Raw genomic sequence first — 13,243 nt, forward strand, 5'->3', positions numbered from 1 at the left:
GTCGCGGATTAACCCGAACGGGTGAGTCCTGTTGCGGGGCGACTGTAGCGAATGACGCACGTGGCCGGAGTGAAGCGTGGCCAACTCCGCAGCCGCGCATGGCCGTTCCGGTCGGGGGTAGACGCCCCTCCACAAGCAACCGGCACGGCCAAGGGACGACGGAGGCGGACATCATGGGAATCGGCGGCTGCATCGCACTGATCGCGGTCGGCGCGATCCTCACTTTCGCGACCGACTGGGACATGTCAGGCGTCAACATCGACCTCGTGGGCCTGATCATGATGGCCGTCGGGGCGATCGGCGTCGCGGCCTACGTCAGCATCTTCAAGCGGCGTCGGCTGGAGACCGTACGAGGCGGCGTCGAGCCCGTCGTCGAGGAGCGTCGCTACTACGAGTGACGTGCACCGGGGCCGCGTTCCGGCCCCGGTGACGTCCCCCGTGACGCCTACGGACGTCCACTGACGTCCACGGACACCCGCTGACGCTGGGGGCGGCTACTCGCCCGGCTCGTCCATCCCCGCCAGCACCAGCGCCAGCCGGCCCGCGCCGCCGGCGGCCAGCAGGACCGGGACACCCCAGTCCTGCTGGTGCATGTGGCAGGCGGGAAACTCGTTGTCGGAGTCGTCGTCGCACGAGGCGGCCATCGCCGACACATGCAGCACCCCCTCGGCGACCTCGGGGTTCAGCACCAGGTCCCGCCCCAGATCGGTGCCCTTCCCCTCGCCCTCCAGCAGGAGTTCCGGCGGGGTCGAGCTCACCAGCAGCCGGGTCGAGGGACCGTAGCGATCGTCGCTCTTCTGCCCCGCCGGCGCGGTGAAGACCACGTCCAGCCGGAACGGCCCCGCGGCCACCTCGGTCGCCGGCCGCCGCGTGCGGTGCGCGGCCGACTCCACCCGCACCGCCTCCTCGGGCAGCCGCAGCCGGGTGAGCCGGTGCCGCGCCGACTCGACCACGACGACGTCCTCACCCGCCAGCACCGCGTCCGACGGCTCCCGCAGATCGGTCGCGAGCGTCGTCACCTCGCCGGTCGCCGGGTCGAAGCGGCGCAGCGCGTTGTTGTACGTGTCGCTGATCGCGACGGATCCGTCCGGCAGCGCCGTGACGCCCAACGGGTGCTGCAGCAGCGCCTGTCCCGCGGCGCCGTCCCGGTGCCCGAAGTCGAACAGCCCGGTCCCGACCGCGGTCCTGACCACGAACCCGACGCCGTCACTCTCCACCCAGCGCACCGACGACGTCTCCGAGTCCGCCACCCACAGGCGGTCGCCGGCCGCCGCCAGACCCGACGGCTGCGCGAACCACGCCTCCTCGGCGGGCCCGTCGACCAGCCCCTCGTTGGTCGTACCGGCCGCCACACCGACGGTCTCCGCCACCGGGTCGTACGTCCACAACTGGTGCACGCCCGCCATCGCGATCCACAGCCGGCCGGCGAACCAGGCGACGTCCCACGGCGACGACAGCGCCACCTCACGGGCCGGACCCGCCGTCGGGAACCCCTGCCACCACTGGCCGCCGGTCCCGGCGATCGTGGTCACCGCGCCGGTCGCGGGGTCCAGCCGCCGCAGCGCGTGGTTCACCGTGTCCGCGACCACGACGGACCCGTCCGGCAGCAGCGCCAGCCCCTGCGGCTCGCTGAACCGCGCCACGTCCGGGCCGCCGTCCACCAGCCCGCGCTCCCCGTCGCCGATCCGCCGCACGACGCTCTCGCCGTCGGCCGCCAGCTCCACGAGCTGGTGCCGGGTCGTGTCCGAGACGAGGAACCCGCCGCCGTCCAGCGCCAGCGCCTTCCCCGGGAACCGCAGGTGCGTCGCCACGGGCTCCGGCGCCACGTAGGGCCCCTCGCCCCGCCGCAGCGTCCCCTTGGCGCCGTGCTCCGCCTCCAGCTCCGTGACCAGCGCCTCCAGCGCGTGCGCGTGCCCCTCGCCCGCGTGCTGCGCGACGACGTACCCCTCGGGATCGATCACCACCAGCGTCGGCCAGGCCCGCACCGCGTACTGCTTCCACGTGCCGAGCTCCGGGTCGTCGAGCACCGGGTGGTGCACCTGGTACCGCTCGACGGCGTCCACGACCGCCTGGTGCTCCGCCTCGTGCACGAACTTCGGCGAGTGCACCCCGACGATCACCACGGTGTCCCGGTGCTTCTCCTCCAGCTCCCGCAGCTCGTCGAGCACGTGCAGGCAGTTGACACAGCAGAACGTCCAAAAGTCGAGAATGACCACACGCCCTCGCAGCTCCGCGAGGGTCAGGGGGCGGCCACCGGTGTTGAGCCAGCCGCCCTTGCCGATGAGTTCCGGGGCTCGAACGCGCGCACGTGCAGTCATACCCCCATCCAACAGCACTCAGGGGGTAGACATTCCTCCATGAAATACCTCGTGCGGGAGAAGCTGTTCGCGGTCGGTGACGACTACTGGATCGAGGACGAGCGCGGTGACCGGGCGTTCTACGTCGACGGGAAGGTCCTGCGGATCCGGGAGACGCTGGAGCTGCGGGACGCCCAGGGCAACGAGGTCGCGGTGATCCGCAAGAAGCTGGTGAGCCTGCGGGACGCCATGGAGGTGGAGCGCGGCGGCGACGTCCTGGTGACCGTCAGGAAGAAGCGGCTGACGCTGCTGCGGGACGTGTACCGGGCGGAGCTGGCCTCGGGGGAGGAGCTGGAGGTCCGCGGGGACATCGTCGACAAGGAGTTCGACATCGAGTACGAGGGGGAGCGGCTCGCGCGGATCTCCCGCAAGTGGTTCCGGATGCGCGACACGTACGCGATCGACGTGGAGCGCGAGGACGCGGACGCGGGGATGCTCGTCGCCATCGCGGTGTGCGTGGACCGGCTGGTCGACAAGGAGCACGGGGACGGCTGAACCGGACGGGCCTCCGCCCGGCCCAGCCGCCCGCTCAGCCCAGGCGGCGGTCGCGCAGCACCGGGAAGTCGAGCCGGGTCTTCGTGACGAGGGCCGGGTCCAGGTCGACGGTGAGGACCTCCTCGCCGGTGCCGGCCTCGGCGAGGACGTCGCCCCACGGGTCGACGACCATGCTGTGGCCGGCGAGCTCGACGCCCGCGTGGGTGCCGGCCGTGCCGCAGGCCAGGACGTAGGTCTGGGACTCGACCGCGCGGGCCCGCGCCAGCAGCCGCCAGTGCTCCAGCCGCCTCGCCGGCCAGCCGGCCGGGATGACGAGGACCTGGGCGCCGGCGTCGACGAGGAGCCGGAACTGCTCGGGGAAGCGCAGGTCGTAACAGGTCGCCAGGCCCAGGACGGTGTCCGGGAGCGCGACCGTGACGATCTCCTCGCCGGGTGCCATCAGCGCGGCCTCGCCCTGGTCGAAGCCGAAGCGGTGGATCTTGCGGTAGGTGTGCCGCAGCCCGCCCTCGGGATCGAAGACCAGCGAGGTGTTGTAGAGGGGGCCGTCCGGATCCCGTTCGACGATGGAGCCGGCGTGCAGCCAGACCCCCGCCTCCCGCGCCGCCGCTGACATCGCGTCGGCCGTCGGCCCGTCGAGCGGCTCCGCCTCCGTCGCGAACGTGTCCGACGCGAAGGCGCCGACCGGCCACAGTTCGGGCAGTACGACCAGATCCGCCCCGGCCTGCGCACGCACCAGCGCGGCCGCCCGAACGCGCCTTTCGGCGACCGTTTCGTTCAAGTCGACGTCGATCTGCAGCAAAGAAGCGCGCATACACCCACCGCCCATACGTTTGGTCGTCAAGTCGGGCCTACCATCGTCACTCGAAAGCACTGCGTGGGTACCCGCGCGGAGCGTAACTTAGGCGCACACCACCACGACCGCGCATCGATCCGTCGAGGGGTCCCGTGACCGTCCACAGTAAGATCCAGCCGTACATCGACGCCTGGACCCACTCCATAGAATCCATCAACGAACTGGTCGCCCCCCTCGTCGAGGGTGAATGGAACCGGCGGACCGAGTGCCCGTACTGGTCGGTGCGCGACGTGGTGTCCCACGTCATCGGCTACGAGTGCGAGATGCTCGGCGACCCGCGCCCGATCCACACCCTGCCGAGTGATCTGCGGCACATCACCAGCGAGTTCGCCCGCTACATCGAGGTGCCGGTCGACACCCGGCGGCACCACACGGCTCCGGAGATGACCTCCGAGCTCGAATACACGATCATCCGGCGCTCCCGACAGCTGCGGAACGAGTCGCGCGGCCCCGAGCAGATCATGCGTGGCCCGATGGGCCAGGAGATGACCCTCGAACACCTGCTGTGGATGCGGACCTTCGACGTCTGGGTCCACGAGCAGGACCTGCGGCGCGCGCTGGGCACGCCGGGGAACCTGGCGTCTCCCGCCGCCGTGTACGCGCGGGACTTCCTGCTCCGCGCGCTGCCGAAGGTGATCGCCAAGGACGCGGGCGCGCCGCCCGGCTCCGCGGTGGTCTTCGACATCCACGGCCCGCTGGAGTTCATGCGGACGGTCCGGGTCGACCAGGACGGGCGCGGCACGATCGACTCCGCCGTCTCGCTGGGACCGGCCGTGACGTTCAGCACCGACTGGGAGACGTTCCTGCGGCTGGTCTGCGGGCGCGTGCGCCCGGCGGCCGTCATGGACCGGGTGAAGGTGGAGGGCGACCAGCAGCTCGCGAACGCGATCCTGGCGCACATCGCCCTGACCCCGTAGGTCCCGGCCCTCACCCCGTGGGTCCCGGTCGCCCCGTGGGTCCCGGCCCCCGCTACACCGGCACGTGCACGCTCTCGACGCGGCTGACCGCGATCCGGTCCTTCTCCAGCCGGGTCGCGCGGCCGCGCAGCCGCAGGATCTGGACGGTGCCGATCGCCTGGAGCACGAACACGCTGCACCAGGCGATCCGGTAGTTGTCCCCCGTCGCGTCCAGCAGCACGCCGATCGCCAGCAGGGTGATCATCGACGCGGTGAAGCCGCCCACGTTGACGATGCCGGAGGCGGTGCCGAATCGTTCCGGCGGGTTGGCCGGGCGGGCGAAGTCGAAGCCGATCATCGACGCGGGGCCGCAGGCGCCGAGCGCGACGCACAGGCAGATCAGCATCCACAGCGGGACGTGGCCGCCGGGCCAGGCCAGCACGGTCGCCCAGGCGACGGTGCTGGCCCCGATCGCGGTGAGCGTGATCGGCATCCGGGCGCCGTGGTGACGGGCGATCAGCTGGCCGAAGAGCGTGCCGAACACCATGTTGGCGAGCACCACGAGGGTGAGCATCGAGCCGGCCGCCCCGCGCGACATGCCCTGGTCCTCCACCAGGTACGGCAGCCCCCACAGCAGCAGGAAGACCATCCCGGAGAACTGCGTGGTGAAGTGCACCCACATGCCGAGCCGGGTGCCGGGCTCCCGCCAGGCGGAGACGATCTGGTGGCGCACGTAGCCGAAGCCCGCGTGCTCGGCGGGGGCGGGCTCGTACCCCTCGGGGTGGTCCTTGAGGAACAGCAGCACCAGGACGAGGACGAACGCGCCGCCGACCGCCGTGCCGGTGAACGTGGCGGTCCAGCCGGCCGAGTGCAGGACGCGGGAGAGCGCGACCGTGCTGATCAGGTTGCCCGCGACGCCGAAGAGCGCGGCGGCCTGCGCGATCATCGGCCCCCGGCGGGCCGGGAACCAGCGCGAGCCCAGCCGCAGCACGCTGACGAACGTCATCGCGTCACCGCAGCCGAGCACCGCGCGGGCGGCGAGCGCCATCCCGTACGAGTGCGACAGCGCGAACGCGAGCTGGCCGGCGGTGAAGAGCACGATGCCGATGGTCAGCACCTTCTTGGTGCCGAGCCGGTCGACCATCAGCCCGACCGGTATCTGCAGTCCGGCGTAGACGAGCACCTGGAGGATCGAGAACGTGGAGAGCGCGGAGGCGCCGATGTGGAAGCGCTCGGCGGCGTCGATCCCGGCCACGCCGAGGCTGGTGCGGTGCACCACGGCGACCATGTAGACGAGCGTGCCGATGCCCCACACGGTGGCGGCGCGCCGGCCGCCGGGCGGTTCGCCGTTCATGCTCACGCGTCCCCCCGCGCCATGACCTTCACCCACGAGACGTGCCGGTGCACCAGGGCGGCGGCACGGTCGCCGTCGCCGTCCCTGAGCGCGGCGAGGATCTCGCCGTGCTCCACGAGGTTCTTCGCGACGCGGCTGGGCTCGGCGTGCATCGTGGCGACGCCCATCCGCAGCTGCCGGTCGCGCAGCTGGTCGTAGAGGTGGGCGAGGATGCGGTTGCCCGCCGCCCGGACGATCTCGGCGTGGAAGCAGCGGTCGGCGACCGCGAACGCCGCGAGGTCGCCGGCGTGGGCGTGGCCCTGCTGCTCGGCGAGCAGCTCCTCCAGCCGGGCCAGCAGCGCGGGCGGCGCGGCGGGCACCAGCTTGGCGACCGCGTGCTGCTCGACGAGGAGCCGGGTCTCGACGACGTCGGCGATCTCCTGCATGGAGACCGGCAGGACCAGCGCGCCCTTCTTCGGGTAGAGCTTGAGCAGCCCTTCCGCCTCCAGGCGCAGCAGCGCCTCGCGCACCGGCGTCCGGGAGACCCCGACGGCCTCGGCGAGATCGCCCTCGGTGAGCAGGGTGCCGCCCTCGTAACTGCGGTCGAGGACACCCTGCTTGACGTGGACATAGACCCGCTCGGCGGCGGGCGGCGACTTGGCGGCCGGAGCCGTCACGGGAGCGGGAATCATGATGGACGCATCATAGATACATCACGTATCCACGAGAAACCCGCGTCCGGGATGCGGACCGCAGACGGCGGCCGGACCGTCACGGGTGCAGGCTGCTCACCACGTTCGCCGTCGCCGTCAGGCCGTTCTGGATGGTCGGGGCGACGCTGGAGCTCGCGAGGTAGAAGCCGAGGAAGACGCAGACCAGGGCGTGCGAGACCTTCAGGGATCCGCTGCGCAGGAAGACGATCGCCATGATCAGGAGAAGCAGGATGGCGGATACGGATACGGCCACGGCGTCCTCCGGGCTCGAAGCCTGACATCTGGGGTTGTCCCTGTATATCGCCACAGAAGGCGCGTTTCCCGGCTGCCGGACACGGCAAAGAGGCCCGGACGTTTGTACGTCCGGGCCTCTTTCGGGTGACATTCGCCTGCCGGCGGGAACCTACGCCCAGGTCAGGAGGCGCTTCGGCTGCTCCAGCAGCGCCGCGACGTCCGCGAGCACCTTCGAGCCCAGCTCGCCGTCGACCACCCGGTGGTCGAACGACAGGGCCAGCGTGGTGACCTTGCGGACCTTCACCTTGCCCTTGTGCACCCAGGGCATGTCCTTGACCGCGCCGAAGGCGAGGATCGCGGACTCCCCCGGGTTCAGGATCGGCGTACCGGTGTCGACGCCGAAGACGCCGACGTTGGTGATGGTCACCGTGCCGCCCTGCATCTGCGCGGGGGAGGTCTTGCCCTCGCGCGCGGTCGCCACCAGCTCGCCGAGCGCGGTGGCGAGTTCGGGCAGCGTCTTCGCGTGCGCGTCCTTGATGTTCGGCACGATCAGCCCGCGCGGGGTCGCCGCCGCGATGCCCAGGTTCACGTACTCCTTGCGGACGATCTCCTGGCCGGCCTCGTCCCAGGTCGCGTTGACCTCGGGGTTGCGCCGGATCGCCACCAGCAGCGCCTTCGCCACCAGCAGCAGCGGGCTGACCTTGCGGCCGGCGAACGCCGGGTCCAGCTTGAGCTCCTGGACCAGCTTCATCGTCCGCGTGATGTCGAACGTCACGAACTCCGTGACGTGCGGCGCGGTGAAGGCGCTCGTGACCATCGCCTGCGCGGTGGCCTTGCGGACGCCCTTGATCGGCGTACGGGTCTCCCGCGCGCCCGGCTCCACGGCCGCCTCGGGGGCGGCAGCGGCGGCGGGTGCCACGTCCATCGCCGGCGCGGACGGCGCGAGCGCGACCGCCGCGTGCACGTCCTCGCGGGTGATGGTCCCGTCGCGGCCGCTCGGGACGACGGCGCTCAGGTCGATGCCGAGGTCCTTCGCGAGCTTGCGCACCGGCGGCTTGGCCAGCGGGCGGTCCCCGGCGGGGGCGTCGAAACCGCCCGCCGTGCTCGCGCCGTGCCCGTTCACCTCGCTCGCGGGCCGGCCCTTGGGCCGGTCCGGGACGCCGCCCGGCGTCCTGCGGGCCCGGCGGACGGTCGACGCCTCGGAGACGCCGTAGCCCACCAGCACCGCCTGCCGCTTCGCCGGCTCGGCGGGCGGTTCGGGCGCGGCCTCGGCCGGCGCGGCCGAAGCCGGGACGGCCGCGGTGGCGGGAGCCTCGTCGGGGGCGCCCGGGGTGGTGTCCACCGAGATGATGGCGGTGCCCACGTCGACCGTCTCCCCCTCGGGGAAGCGGATCTCGTGGACGACGCCGTCGAACGGGATCGGCAGCTCGACGGCCGCCTTCGCCGTCTCGACCTCGCAGACGACCTGCCCGTCGGTGACGGTGTCACCCGGCTTGACGTACCACTTGAGGATCTCGGCCTCCGTGAGTCCCTCGCCCACGTCGGGCATCTTGAACTCGCGGAAGCGCTGCGCAATGTCGGTCACTGTCACGCTCTCCTCGCCTCTCAGTACGCCAGCGCGCGGTCGACGGCGTCGAGTACGCGGTCCAGGCCGGGCAGGTACTCCTCCTCGAGCCGCGCCGGCGGGTACGGGGCGTGGAAGCCGCCGACCCTCAGCACGGGAGCCTCGAGGTGGTAGAAGCACCGCTCGGTGATCCGGGCGGCGATCTCCGCGCCGGTCCCCAGGAAGACGGGAGCCTCGTGCACGATCACCAGCCGGCGGGTCTTCTCGACCGACGCCTGGATCGTGTCGAAGTCCATCGGCGACAAGGACCGCAGGTCCACCACCTCCAGGCTACGACCCTCCTTGGCGGCCGCCGCGGCGGCCTCCAGGCAGACCTTCACCATGGGGCCGTACGCCGCCAGGGTGAGGTCCGTGCCCGCACTGGCCACCCGGGCCTTGTGCAGCGGGCCCGGAATGGCCTCGGTGTCGACCTCGCCCTTGTCCCAGTAGCGGCGCTTCGGCTCGAAGAAGATCACCGGGTCGTCGCAGTCGATGGCCTGCCGGAGCATCCAGTAGGCGTCCTGCGGGTTGGAGGGGGAGACCACCTTGAGGCCCGGGATGTGCGCGAAGAGCGTCTCCGGGGACTCGCTGTGGTGCTCGACCGCGCCGATGCCGCCCGCGTACGGGATGCGGATGACGACGGGCATCTTGACCTTGCCCAGCGCCCGCGCGTGCATCTTGGCGAGCTGCGTGACGATCTGGTCGTACGCCGGGAAGACGAAGCCGTCGAACTGGATCTCGACGACCGGGCGGTAGCCGCGCAGCGCCAGGCCGATCGCGGTGCCGACGATGCCGGACTCGGCCAGCGGGGTGTCGATGACCCGCTCCTCGCCGAAGTCCTTCTGCAGGCCGTCGGTGATGCGGAAGACGCCGCCGAGCTTCCCGATGTCCTCGCCCATGAGCAGGACCTTGGGGTCGGTGTCCAGCGACTGGCGCAGTGCCTCGTTGAGGGCCTTGGCCATGGTCAACGTGGTCGTGGTCATGGTCAGTGCCCCTCAGTCTCGTCGGCGAACGACGCGAGGTACTCGGCGAACTGCGCGCGCTCCTCGTCGACGAGCGCGTGCCCGTCCGCGTAGACGTTCTCGAAGATCGCCATGGTGTCGGGGTTCGGCATGGTGCGCACACCGTCCCGCACCCGCTTGGCGAGCGCGTCGCTCTCCTTGTCGATCGAGGCGTAGTACTCCTCGTCGGCGAGGCCCTCGGCCTCCAGGTACGTCCTGAGCCGCAGGATCGGGTCCTTCAGCTCCCACTGCTCGCGCTCCTCGTCGGCGCGGTAGCGGGTGGGGTCGTCGGTCGTGGTGTGCGCGCCCATCCGGTAGGTGAACGCCTCCACGAGCATCGGCCCCTGGCCGGTGCGGGCCCGCTCCAGGGCGGCCTTGGTGACGGCCAGCACGGCCAGCACGTCGTTGCCGTCGACCCGGACGCCCGGGAAGCCGAAGCCGGCCGAGCGCTGGTAGATCGGCACCCGGCTCTGCTTCTCGGTGGGCTCGGAGATCGCCCACTGGTTGTTCTGGCAGAAGAACACCACCGGGGCGTTGTAGACGGCCGCGAAGGTGAACGCCTCCGCGACGTCGCCCTGGCTGGAGGCACCGTCGCCGAAGTAGGCGATGACGGCGGAGTCCGCGCCGTCCTTGGCGACACCCATCGCGTAACCGGTCGCGTGCAGCGTCTGCGAGCCGATGACGATCGTGTAGAGGTGGAAGTTGTTCTCGTTCGGGTCCCAGCCGCCGTGGTTGACCCCGCGGAACATGCCCAGCAGGTTCAACGGGTCCACGTCACGGGTCCAGGCGACACCGTGTTCGCGGTAGGTGGGGAACACGTAGTCGTCCGGTCGGGTGGCCCGGCCCGATCCGATCTGTGCCGCCTCCTGGCCGAGGAGCGAGGCCCACAGGCCCAGCTCGCCCTGCCGCTGCAGTGTGATCGCCTCGGCGTCGAAGCGGCGGGTCAGCACCATGTCGCGGTACAGGCCACGCAGCTCGTCCGGGGTCAGGTCGATGGAGTACTCGCTGTGCTCGACGCGTTTGCCCTCGGGGGTCAGCAGCTGTACGAGCTCGGGCTCGCCCCCACGGCGCTTCGCGCCGCCGCGGGTGGTCCGCCGCGCGGCAGTGCTCTTCACGCTCACGTTCGCTCCTCCGTCTGTCCGGCCCCCGGGATCCGCCGGGAGGCCAGTTGCGGCTCACCTGGTTCGACGCGGCGCACGGGGTATGTGCGGCATGGCCGAGCCAGGCGTGACAGTGCCCCGGCAAGTGGCCTGCAAGAAAGACGTTACCTACTACATCCGCAATCGCGCGAAGGCGTCCTACCTGCGGTTTTGCTTGGATTACCTAGTAAATAGGCGTTGTCGCAGGCCACCGGGACAGCAGAACGGTATCTCGCCGATCGAATTGGCGTAAGAGGTCTGGAGATCGAATCGTGTGGGATGCTCGATTCGTGCGCGAAGACGGAAAAATCCATGTATTCCTCCTCGATGACCACGAAGTGGTCCGCCGGGGCGTCCATGAGCTGCTCTCCGTGGAGGACGACATCGAGGTCGTCGGCGAGGCGGGCACCGCCGCCGAGGCCCTGACCCGGATCCCCGCCACCCGCCCCGACGTGGCGGTCCTGGACGTCCGGCTGCCCGACGGCAGCGGCGTCGAGGTCTGCCGGGAGATCCGCTCGAACGATCCGAACATCAAGTGCCTGATGTTGACGTCCTTCGCCGACGACGAGGCGCTCTTCGACGCGATCATGGCCGGTGCGGCGGGTTACGTCCTCAAGGCCATCCGGGGGACGGACCTGCTCAGCGCCGTCCGTGACGTCGCCGCCGGGAAGTCGCTGCTGGACCCCGTCGCGACCGCCCGGGTGCTGGAGCGGCTGCGGCAGGGCGCGGACAAGGGCGACGACCGGCTGGCCGACCTCACCGAGCAGGAGAAGAAGATCCTGGACCTGATCGGCGAGGGCCACACCAACCGGCAGATCGGCGAGAAGCTGCACCTCGCCGAGAAGACCGTCAAGAACTACGTCTCCTCGCTGCTCTCCAAGCTCGGCATGGAGCGCAGGACCCAGGCGGCCGCGTACGTCGCCAGGATGCAGGCGGAGGGGAACCGGCAGCGCTGAGGCGGCAGGACCTGGGGAGCGGGGACCTGGGGACCTAGGGCCCCTGGGAAAGGGCCCGGGGGCCCTGTTTCGTCCCGGCCGCCGATCGCCACAGTGGAGGGATGTCCCCACAGGATCGACGCGCGATGGCGCTCGTGGCCACCGTCCGCTACGGCCGGCTGGCCCTCTCGCGCCACGCCATGCCGTACATCGCCGTCGCCCGGCACGCCGTGGTCGACGACCACCTGCTGATCCGGGTGCACCGCGGCTGGGGCGTGCACGGCGCCTGCGACGGCTCCGTCGTCGGCTACCAGGCCGACAACCTGCACACGGCCGCCGACTCCGTCTGGGCCGTGCACGTCACCGGCACCGCCCGCGTCGTCCCGCCGCACCGGGCCCCGGCGCCGGACGGCCCCGACGATGTGTTCGGACCGCTTCCCTCGTTCGTGGAGGAGCCCGCCTTCGACCCCGTGCACCTGCGGATCGATCCCGCGTTCGTGGACGTGCAATTCGTACGGGATGTCGCACAGTGGCCGGAGGCACACGCCGCGTGATCTACGCTTGACCAAGTGACGGGCACGGCGACGGAGCTGCTCCCCGAAGGCACGCTCAGCACGCTGCTGCGCCGTTACGAAGGCGCCGGCACCCCGCTGGCCTGCGATCCGGTTCCCCAGGGACTGCTGAACCGCGGCTACCGGCTCGCCACCACCCGTGGCCGCTTCTTCCTCAAGCACTACCTCGCGCCGGACACCGCCGACGCCGCCGTCATCGCCCGCCAGCACCGCGCGACGCTGCTCCTGGACGGCCTCGGGCTGCCCGTCGCCCCGCCCGTCGCCGACACGGAGGGCAGGACGGTCGCCGTCGTGGGCGGGCGCTGCTACGCGCTCTACCCGTGGGTCGAGGGACGGCACCGGGAGGGCACCGAGCTGACCGCCGCCCAGTCCCGGCGGCTGGGCGCGCTGCTGGGCCGCGTGCACGCCGGTCTGGCCCGCGTGCAGCCCTCGCCGGAGGCCGACCGGATCCCGCACCCCAGCGCCGACCCGGCGCGGACGTACGCGCTCATCGACGAGCTGCTGCGGCTGGCCCACGCGCACGAGCCGCGGGAGATCTTCGACGAGCTGGCCGAGCACCGGCTGCTGGAGCGCCGCGCCCTGCTGGAGCGGCACGCCCACCGCAGGCCGCCCGCACCGGACGCGCCCGCCACCGGCTGGGTGCACGGCGACTTCCACCCGCTGAACCTGCTCTACCGGGGTGACGAGCCCGTGGCGATCGTGGACTGGGACCGGCTCGGCGTGCAGCCGCGCGCCGAGGAGGCGGTACGCGCCGCCGCGATCTTCTTCGTCCGGCCGGGCGACGGGAAGCTGGACCTGGCGAAGGTGCGGCCCTACGCGCGCGCCTACCGGCTCGCGGCGGGGGTGACCCAGGTGGAGCTGGCCGCGGCCGTCCACCGGGTCTGGTGGGAGCGTCTGAACGACTTCTGGATGCTCTGCTGGCGCTACCAGGAGCACGACCGGCGCTCCGACCCGCTCTTCCCGGCGTCCTCGGCGCTCGCCGTGTGGTGGACGCGCGAGTACGAGGCCGTCAGCGACGCGTTCACCGGCTGACCGGTCGGGCCGGGCGTACCGGCTGACCGGCCGGGCCGGCGTACCGGCTGACCGACCGGGCCGGCGTACCGGTTGACCGA

Annotated in this window: 14 protein-coding genes; 6 read left to right on the forward strand and 8 right to left on the reverse strand. The window is 71.5% G+C overall.

Going from position 1 to position 13,243, the window contains the following annotated elements; genetic code table 11:
- Positions 1 to 173: 173 nt before the first annotated feature.
- Positions 174 to 398, forward strand: a complete 225-nt coding sequence (locus ABZ721_RS25700; RefSeq protein ID WP_358791058.1) for a DUF6458 family protein — start codon at positions 174 to 176, stop codon at positions 396 to 398.
- Positions 399 to 494: 96 nt separating this feature from the next.
- Here ABZ721_RS25700 and ABZ721_RS25705 read toward each other — a convergent pair whose 3' ends face one another.
- Complete coding sequence (locus tag ABZ721_RS25705) at positions 495 to 2,318, reverse strand: NHL domain-containing thioredoxin family protein (RefSeq protein ID WP_358791059.1); 1,824 nt, start codon at positions 2,316 to 2,318, stop codon at positions 495 to 497.
- A gap of 39 nt (positions 2,319 to 2,357) precedes the next feature.
- On the opposite strand from ABZ721_RS25705, the gene ABZ721_RS25710 reads away from it, so the two are divergent.
- Positions 2,358 to 2,852 carry an LURP-one-related family protein gene (locus ABZ721_RS25710; protein WP_358791060.1) on the forward strand — a complete coding sequence of 165 codons (495 nt, stop codon included), beginning with the start codon at positions 2,358 to 2,360 and terminating at the stop codon, positions 2,850 to 2,852.
- Positions 2,853 to 2,886: 34 nt separating this feature from the next.
- Here ABZ721_RS25710 and ABZ721_RS25715 read toward each other — a convergent pair whose 3' ends face one another.
- Positions 2,887 to 3,663, reverse strand: coding sequence for a carbon-nitrogen family hydrolase (locus ABZ721_RS25715; protein WP_358791061.1), 777 nt, complete (start codon positions 3,661 to 3,663; stop codon positions 2,887 to 2,889).
- A 134-nt stretch (positions 3,664 to 3,797) separates the two neighbouring features.
- On the opposite strand from ABZ721_RS25715, the gene ABZ721_RS25720 reads away from it, so the two are divergent.
- Complete coding sequence (locus ABZ721_RS25720; protein ID WP_358791062.1) at positions 3,798 to 4,622, forward strand: maleylpyruvate isomerase family mycothiol-dependent enzyme; 825 nt, start codon at positions 3,798 to 3,800, stop codon at positions 4,620 to 4,622.
- Between the two features lie 52 nt (positions 4,623 to 4,674).
- Here ABZ721_RS25720 and ABZ721_RS25725 read toward each other — a convergent pair whose 3' ends face one another.
- The 6 genes from ABZ721_RS25725 to pdhA form a co-directional block, all read right to left on the reverse strand.
- Positions 4,675 to 5,955, reverse strand: a complete 1,281-nt coding sequence (locus ABZ721_RS25725; protein ID WP_358791063.1) for an MFS transporter — start codon at positions 5,953 to 5,955, stop codon at positions 4,675 to 4,677.
- A 2-nt stretch (positions 5,956 to 5,957) separates the two neighbouring features.
- On the reverse strand, positions 5,958 to 6,626 hold the full coding sequence (locus ABZ721_RS25730) for a GntR family transcriptional regulator (RefSeq protein ID WP_358791064.1): 669 nt from the start codon (positions 6,624 to 6,626) through the stop codon (positions 5,958 to 5,960).
- A gap of 79 nt (positions 6,627 to 6,705) precedes the next feature.
- Complete coding sequence (locus tag ABZ721_RS25735; protein WP_358791065.1) at positions 6,706 to 6,900, reverse strand: hypothetical protein; 195 nt, start codon at positions 6,898 to 6,900, stop codon at positions 6,706 to 6,708.
- A gap of 150 nt (positions 6,901 to 7,050) precedes the next feature.
- Positions 7,051 to 8,430 (reverse strand): dihydrolipoamide acetyltransferase family protein, encoded by a 1,380-nt coding sequence (locus ABZ721_RS25740; protein ID WP_358791149.1) that lies wholly within the window; start codon positions 8,428 to 8,430, stop codon positions 7,051 to 7,053.
- Positions 8,431 to 8,486: 56 nt separating this feature from the next.
- Entirely contained in the window at positions 8,487 to 9,467 is a 981-nt protein-coding gene (locus ABZ721_RS25745) for an alpha-ketoacid dehydrogenase subunit beta (protein ID WP_358791066.1), read from the reverse strand.
- A 2-nt stretch (positions 9,468 to 9,469) separates the two neighbouring features.
- Positions 9,470 to 10,606 (reverse strand): pyruvate dehydrogenase (acetyl-transferring) E1 component subunit alpha, encoded by a 1,137-nt coding sequence (pdhA, locus tag ABZ721_RS25750; protein ID WP_358791067.1) that lies wholly within the window; start codon positions 10,604 to 10,606, stop codon positions 9,470 to 9,472.
- A gap of 308 nt (positions 10,607 to 10,914) precedes the next feature.
- Between pdhA and ABZ721_RS25755 the strand changes: the two genes are divergently transcribed.
- The 3 genes from ABZ721_RS25755 to ABZ721_RS25765 all read left to right on the forward strand — a co-directional run bounded on the left by ABZ721_RS25755 (position 10,915) and on the right by ABZ721_RS25765 (position 13,163).
- Positions 10,915 to 11,580 carry a response regulator transcription factor gene (locus ABZ721_RS25755; protein WP_358791068.1) on the forward strand — a complete coding sequence of 222 codons (666 nt, stop codon included), beginning with the start codon at positions 10,915 to 10,917 and terminating at the stop codon, positions 11,578 to 11,580.
- 101 nt (positions 11,581 to 11,681) lie between these two features.
- Entirely contained in the window at positions 11,682 to 12,113 is a 432-nt protein-coding gene (locus ABZ721_RS25760; protein WP_358791069.1) for a pyridoxamine 5'-phosphate oxidase family protein, read from the forward strand.
- Between the two features lie 15 nt (positions 12,114 to 12,128).
- A complete protein-coding gene (locus ABZ721_RS25765; protein ID WP_358791070.1) occupies positions 12,129 to 13,163 on the forward strand; it encodes a phosphotransferase in 1,035 nt (344 codons plus the stop codon).
- Positions 13,164 to 13,243: the final 80 nt, after the last annotated feature.

Origin of the sequence: Streptomyces sp. NPDC006733 (genome assembly GCF_040636125.1) — a bacterium.
Taxonomy (GTDB): domain Bacteria; phylum Actinomycetota; class Actinomycetes; order Streptomycetales; family Streptomycetaceae; genus Actinacidiphila.

Bases quoted from the DNA above. Each gene is read 5' to 3' on its own strand.
- ABZ721_RS25700 (WP_358791058.1), top strand. From the start codon at position 174: ATGGGAATCGGCGGCTGCATCGCACTGATCGCGGTCGGCGCGATCCTC.
- ABZ721_RS25705 (WP_358791059.1), bottom strand. From the start codon at position 2,318: ATGACTGCACGTGCGCGCGTTCGAGCCCCGGAACTCATCGGCAAGGGC.
- ABZ721_RS25710 (WP_358791060.1), top strand. From the start codon at position 2,358: ATGAAATACCTCGTGCGGGAGAAGCTGTTCGCGGTCGGTGACGACTAC.
- ABZ721_RS25715 (WP_358791061.1), bottom strand. From the start codon at position 3,663: ATGCGCGCTTCTTTGCTGCAGATCGACGTCGACTTGAACGAAACGGTC.
- ABZ721_RS25725 (WP_358791063.1), bottom strand. From the start codon at position 5,955: ATGAACGGCGAACCGCCCGGCGGCCGGCGCGCCGCCACCGTGTGGGGC.
- ABZ721_RS25730 (WP_358791064.1), bottom strand. From the start codon at position 6,626: ATGATTCCCGCTCCCGTGACGGCTCCGGCCGCCAAGTCGCCGCCCGCC.
- ABZ721_RS25740 (WP_358791149.1), bottom strand. From the start codon at position 8,430: ATGCCCGACGTGGGCGAGGGACTCACGGAGGCCGAGATCCTCAAGTGG.
- ABZ721_RS25745 (WP_358791066.1), bottom strand. From the start codon at position 9,467: ATGACCACGACCACGTTGACCATGGCCAAGGCCCTCAACGAGGCACTG.
- ABZ721_RS25760 (WP_358791069.1), top strand. From the start codon at position 11,682: ATGTCCCCACAGGATCGACGCGCGATGGCGCTCGTGGCCACCGTCCGC.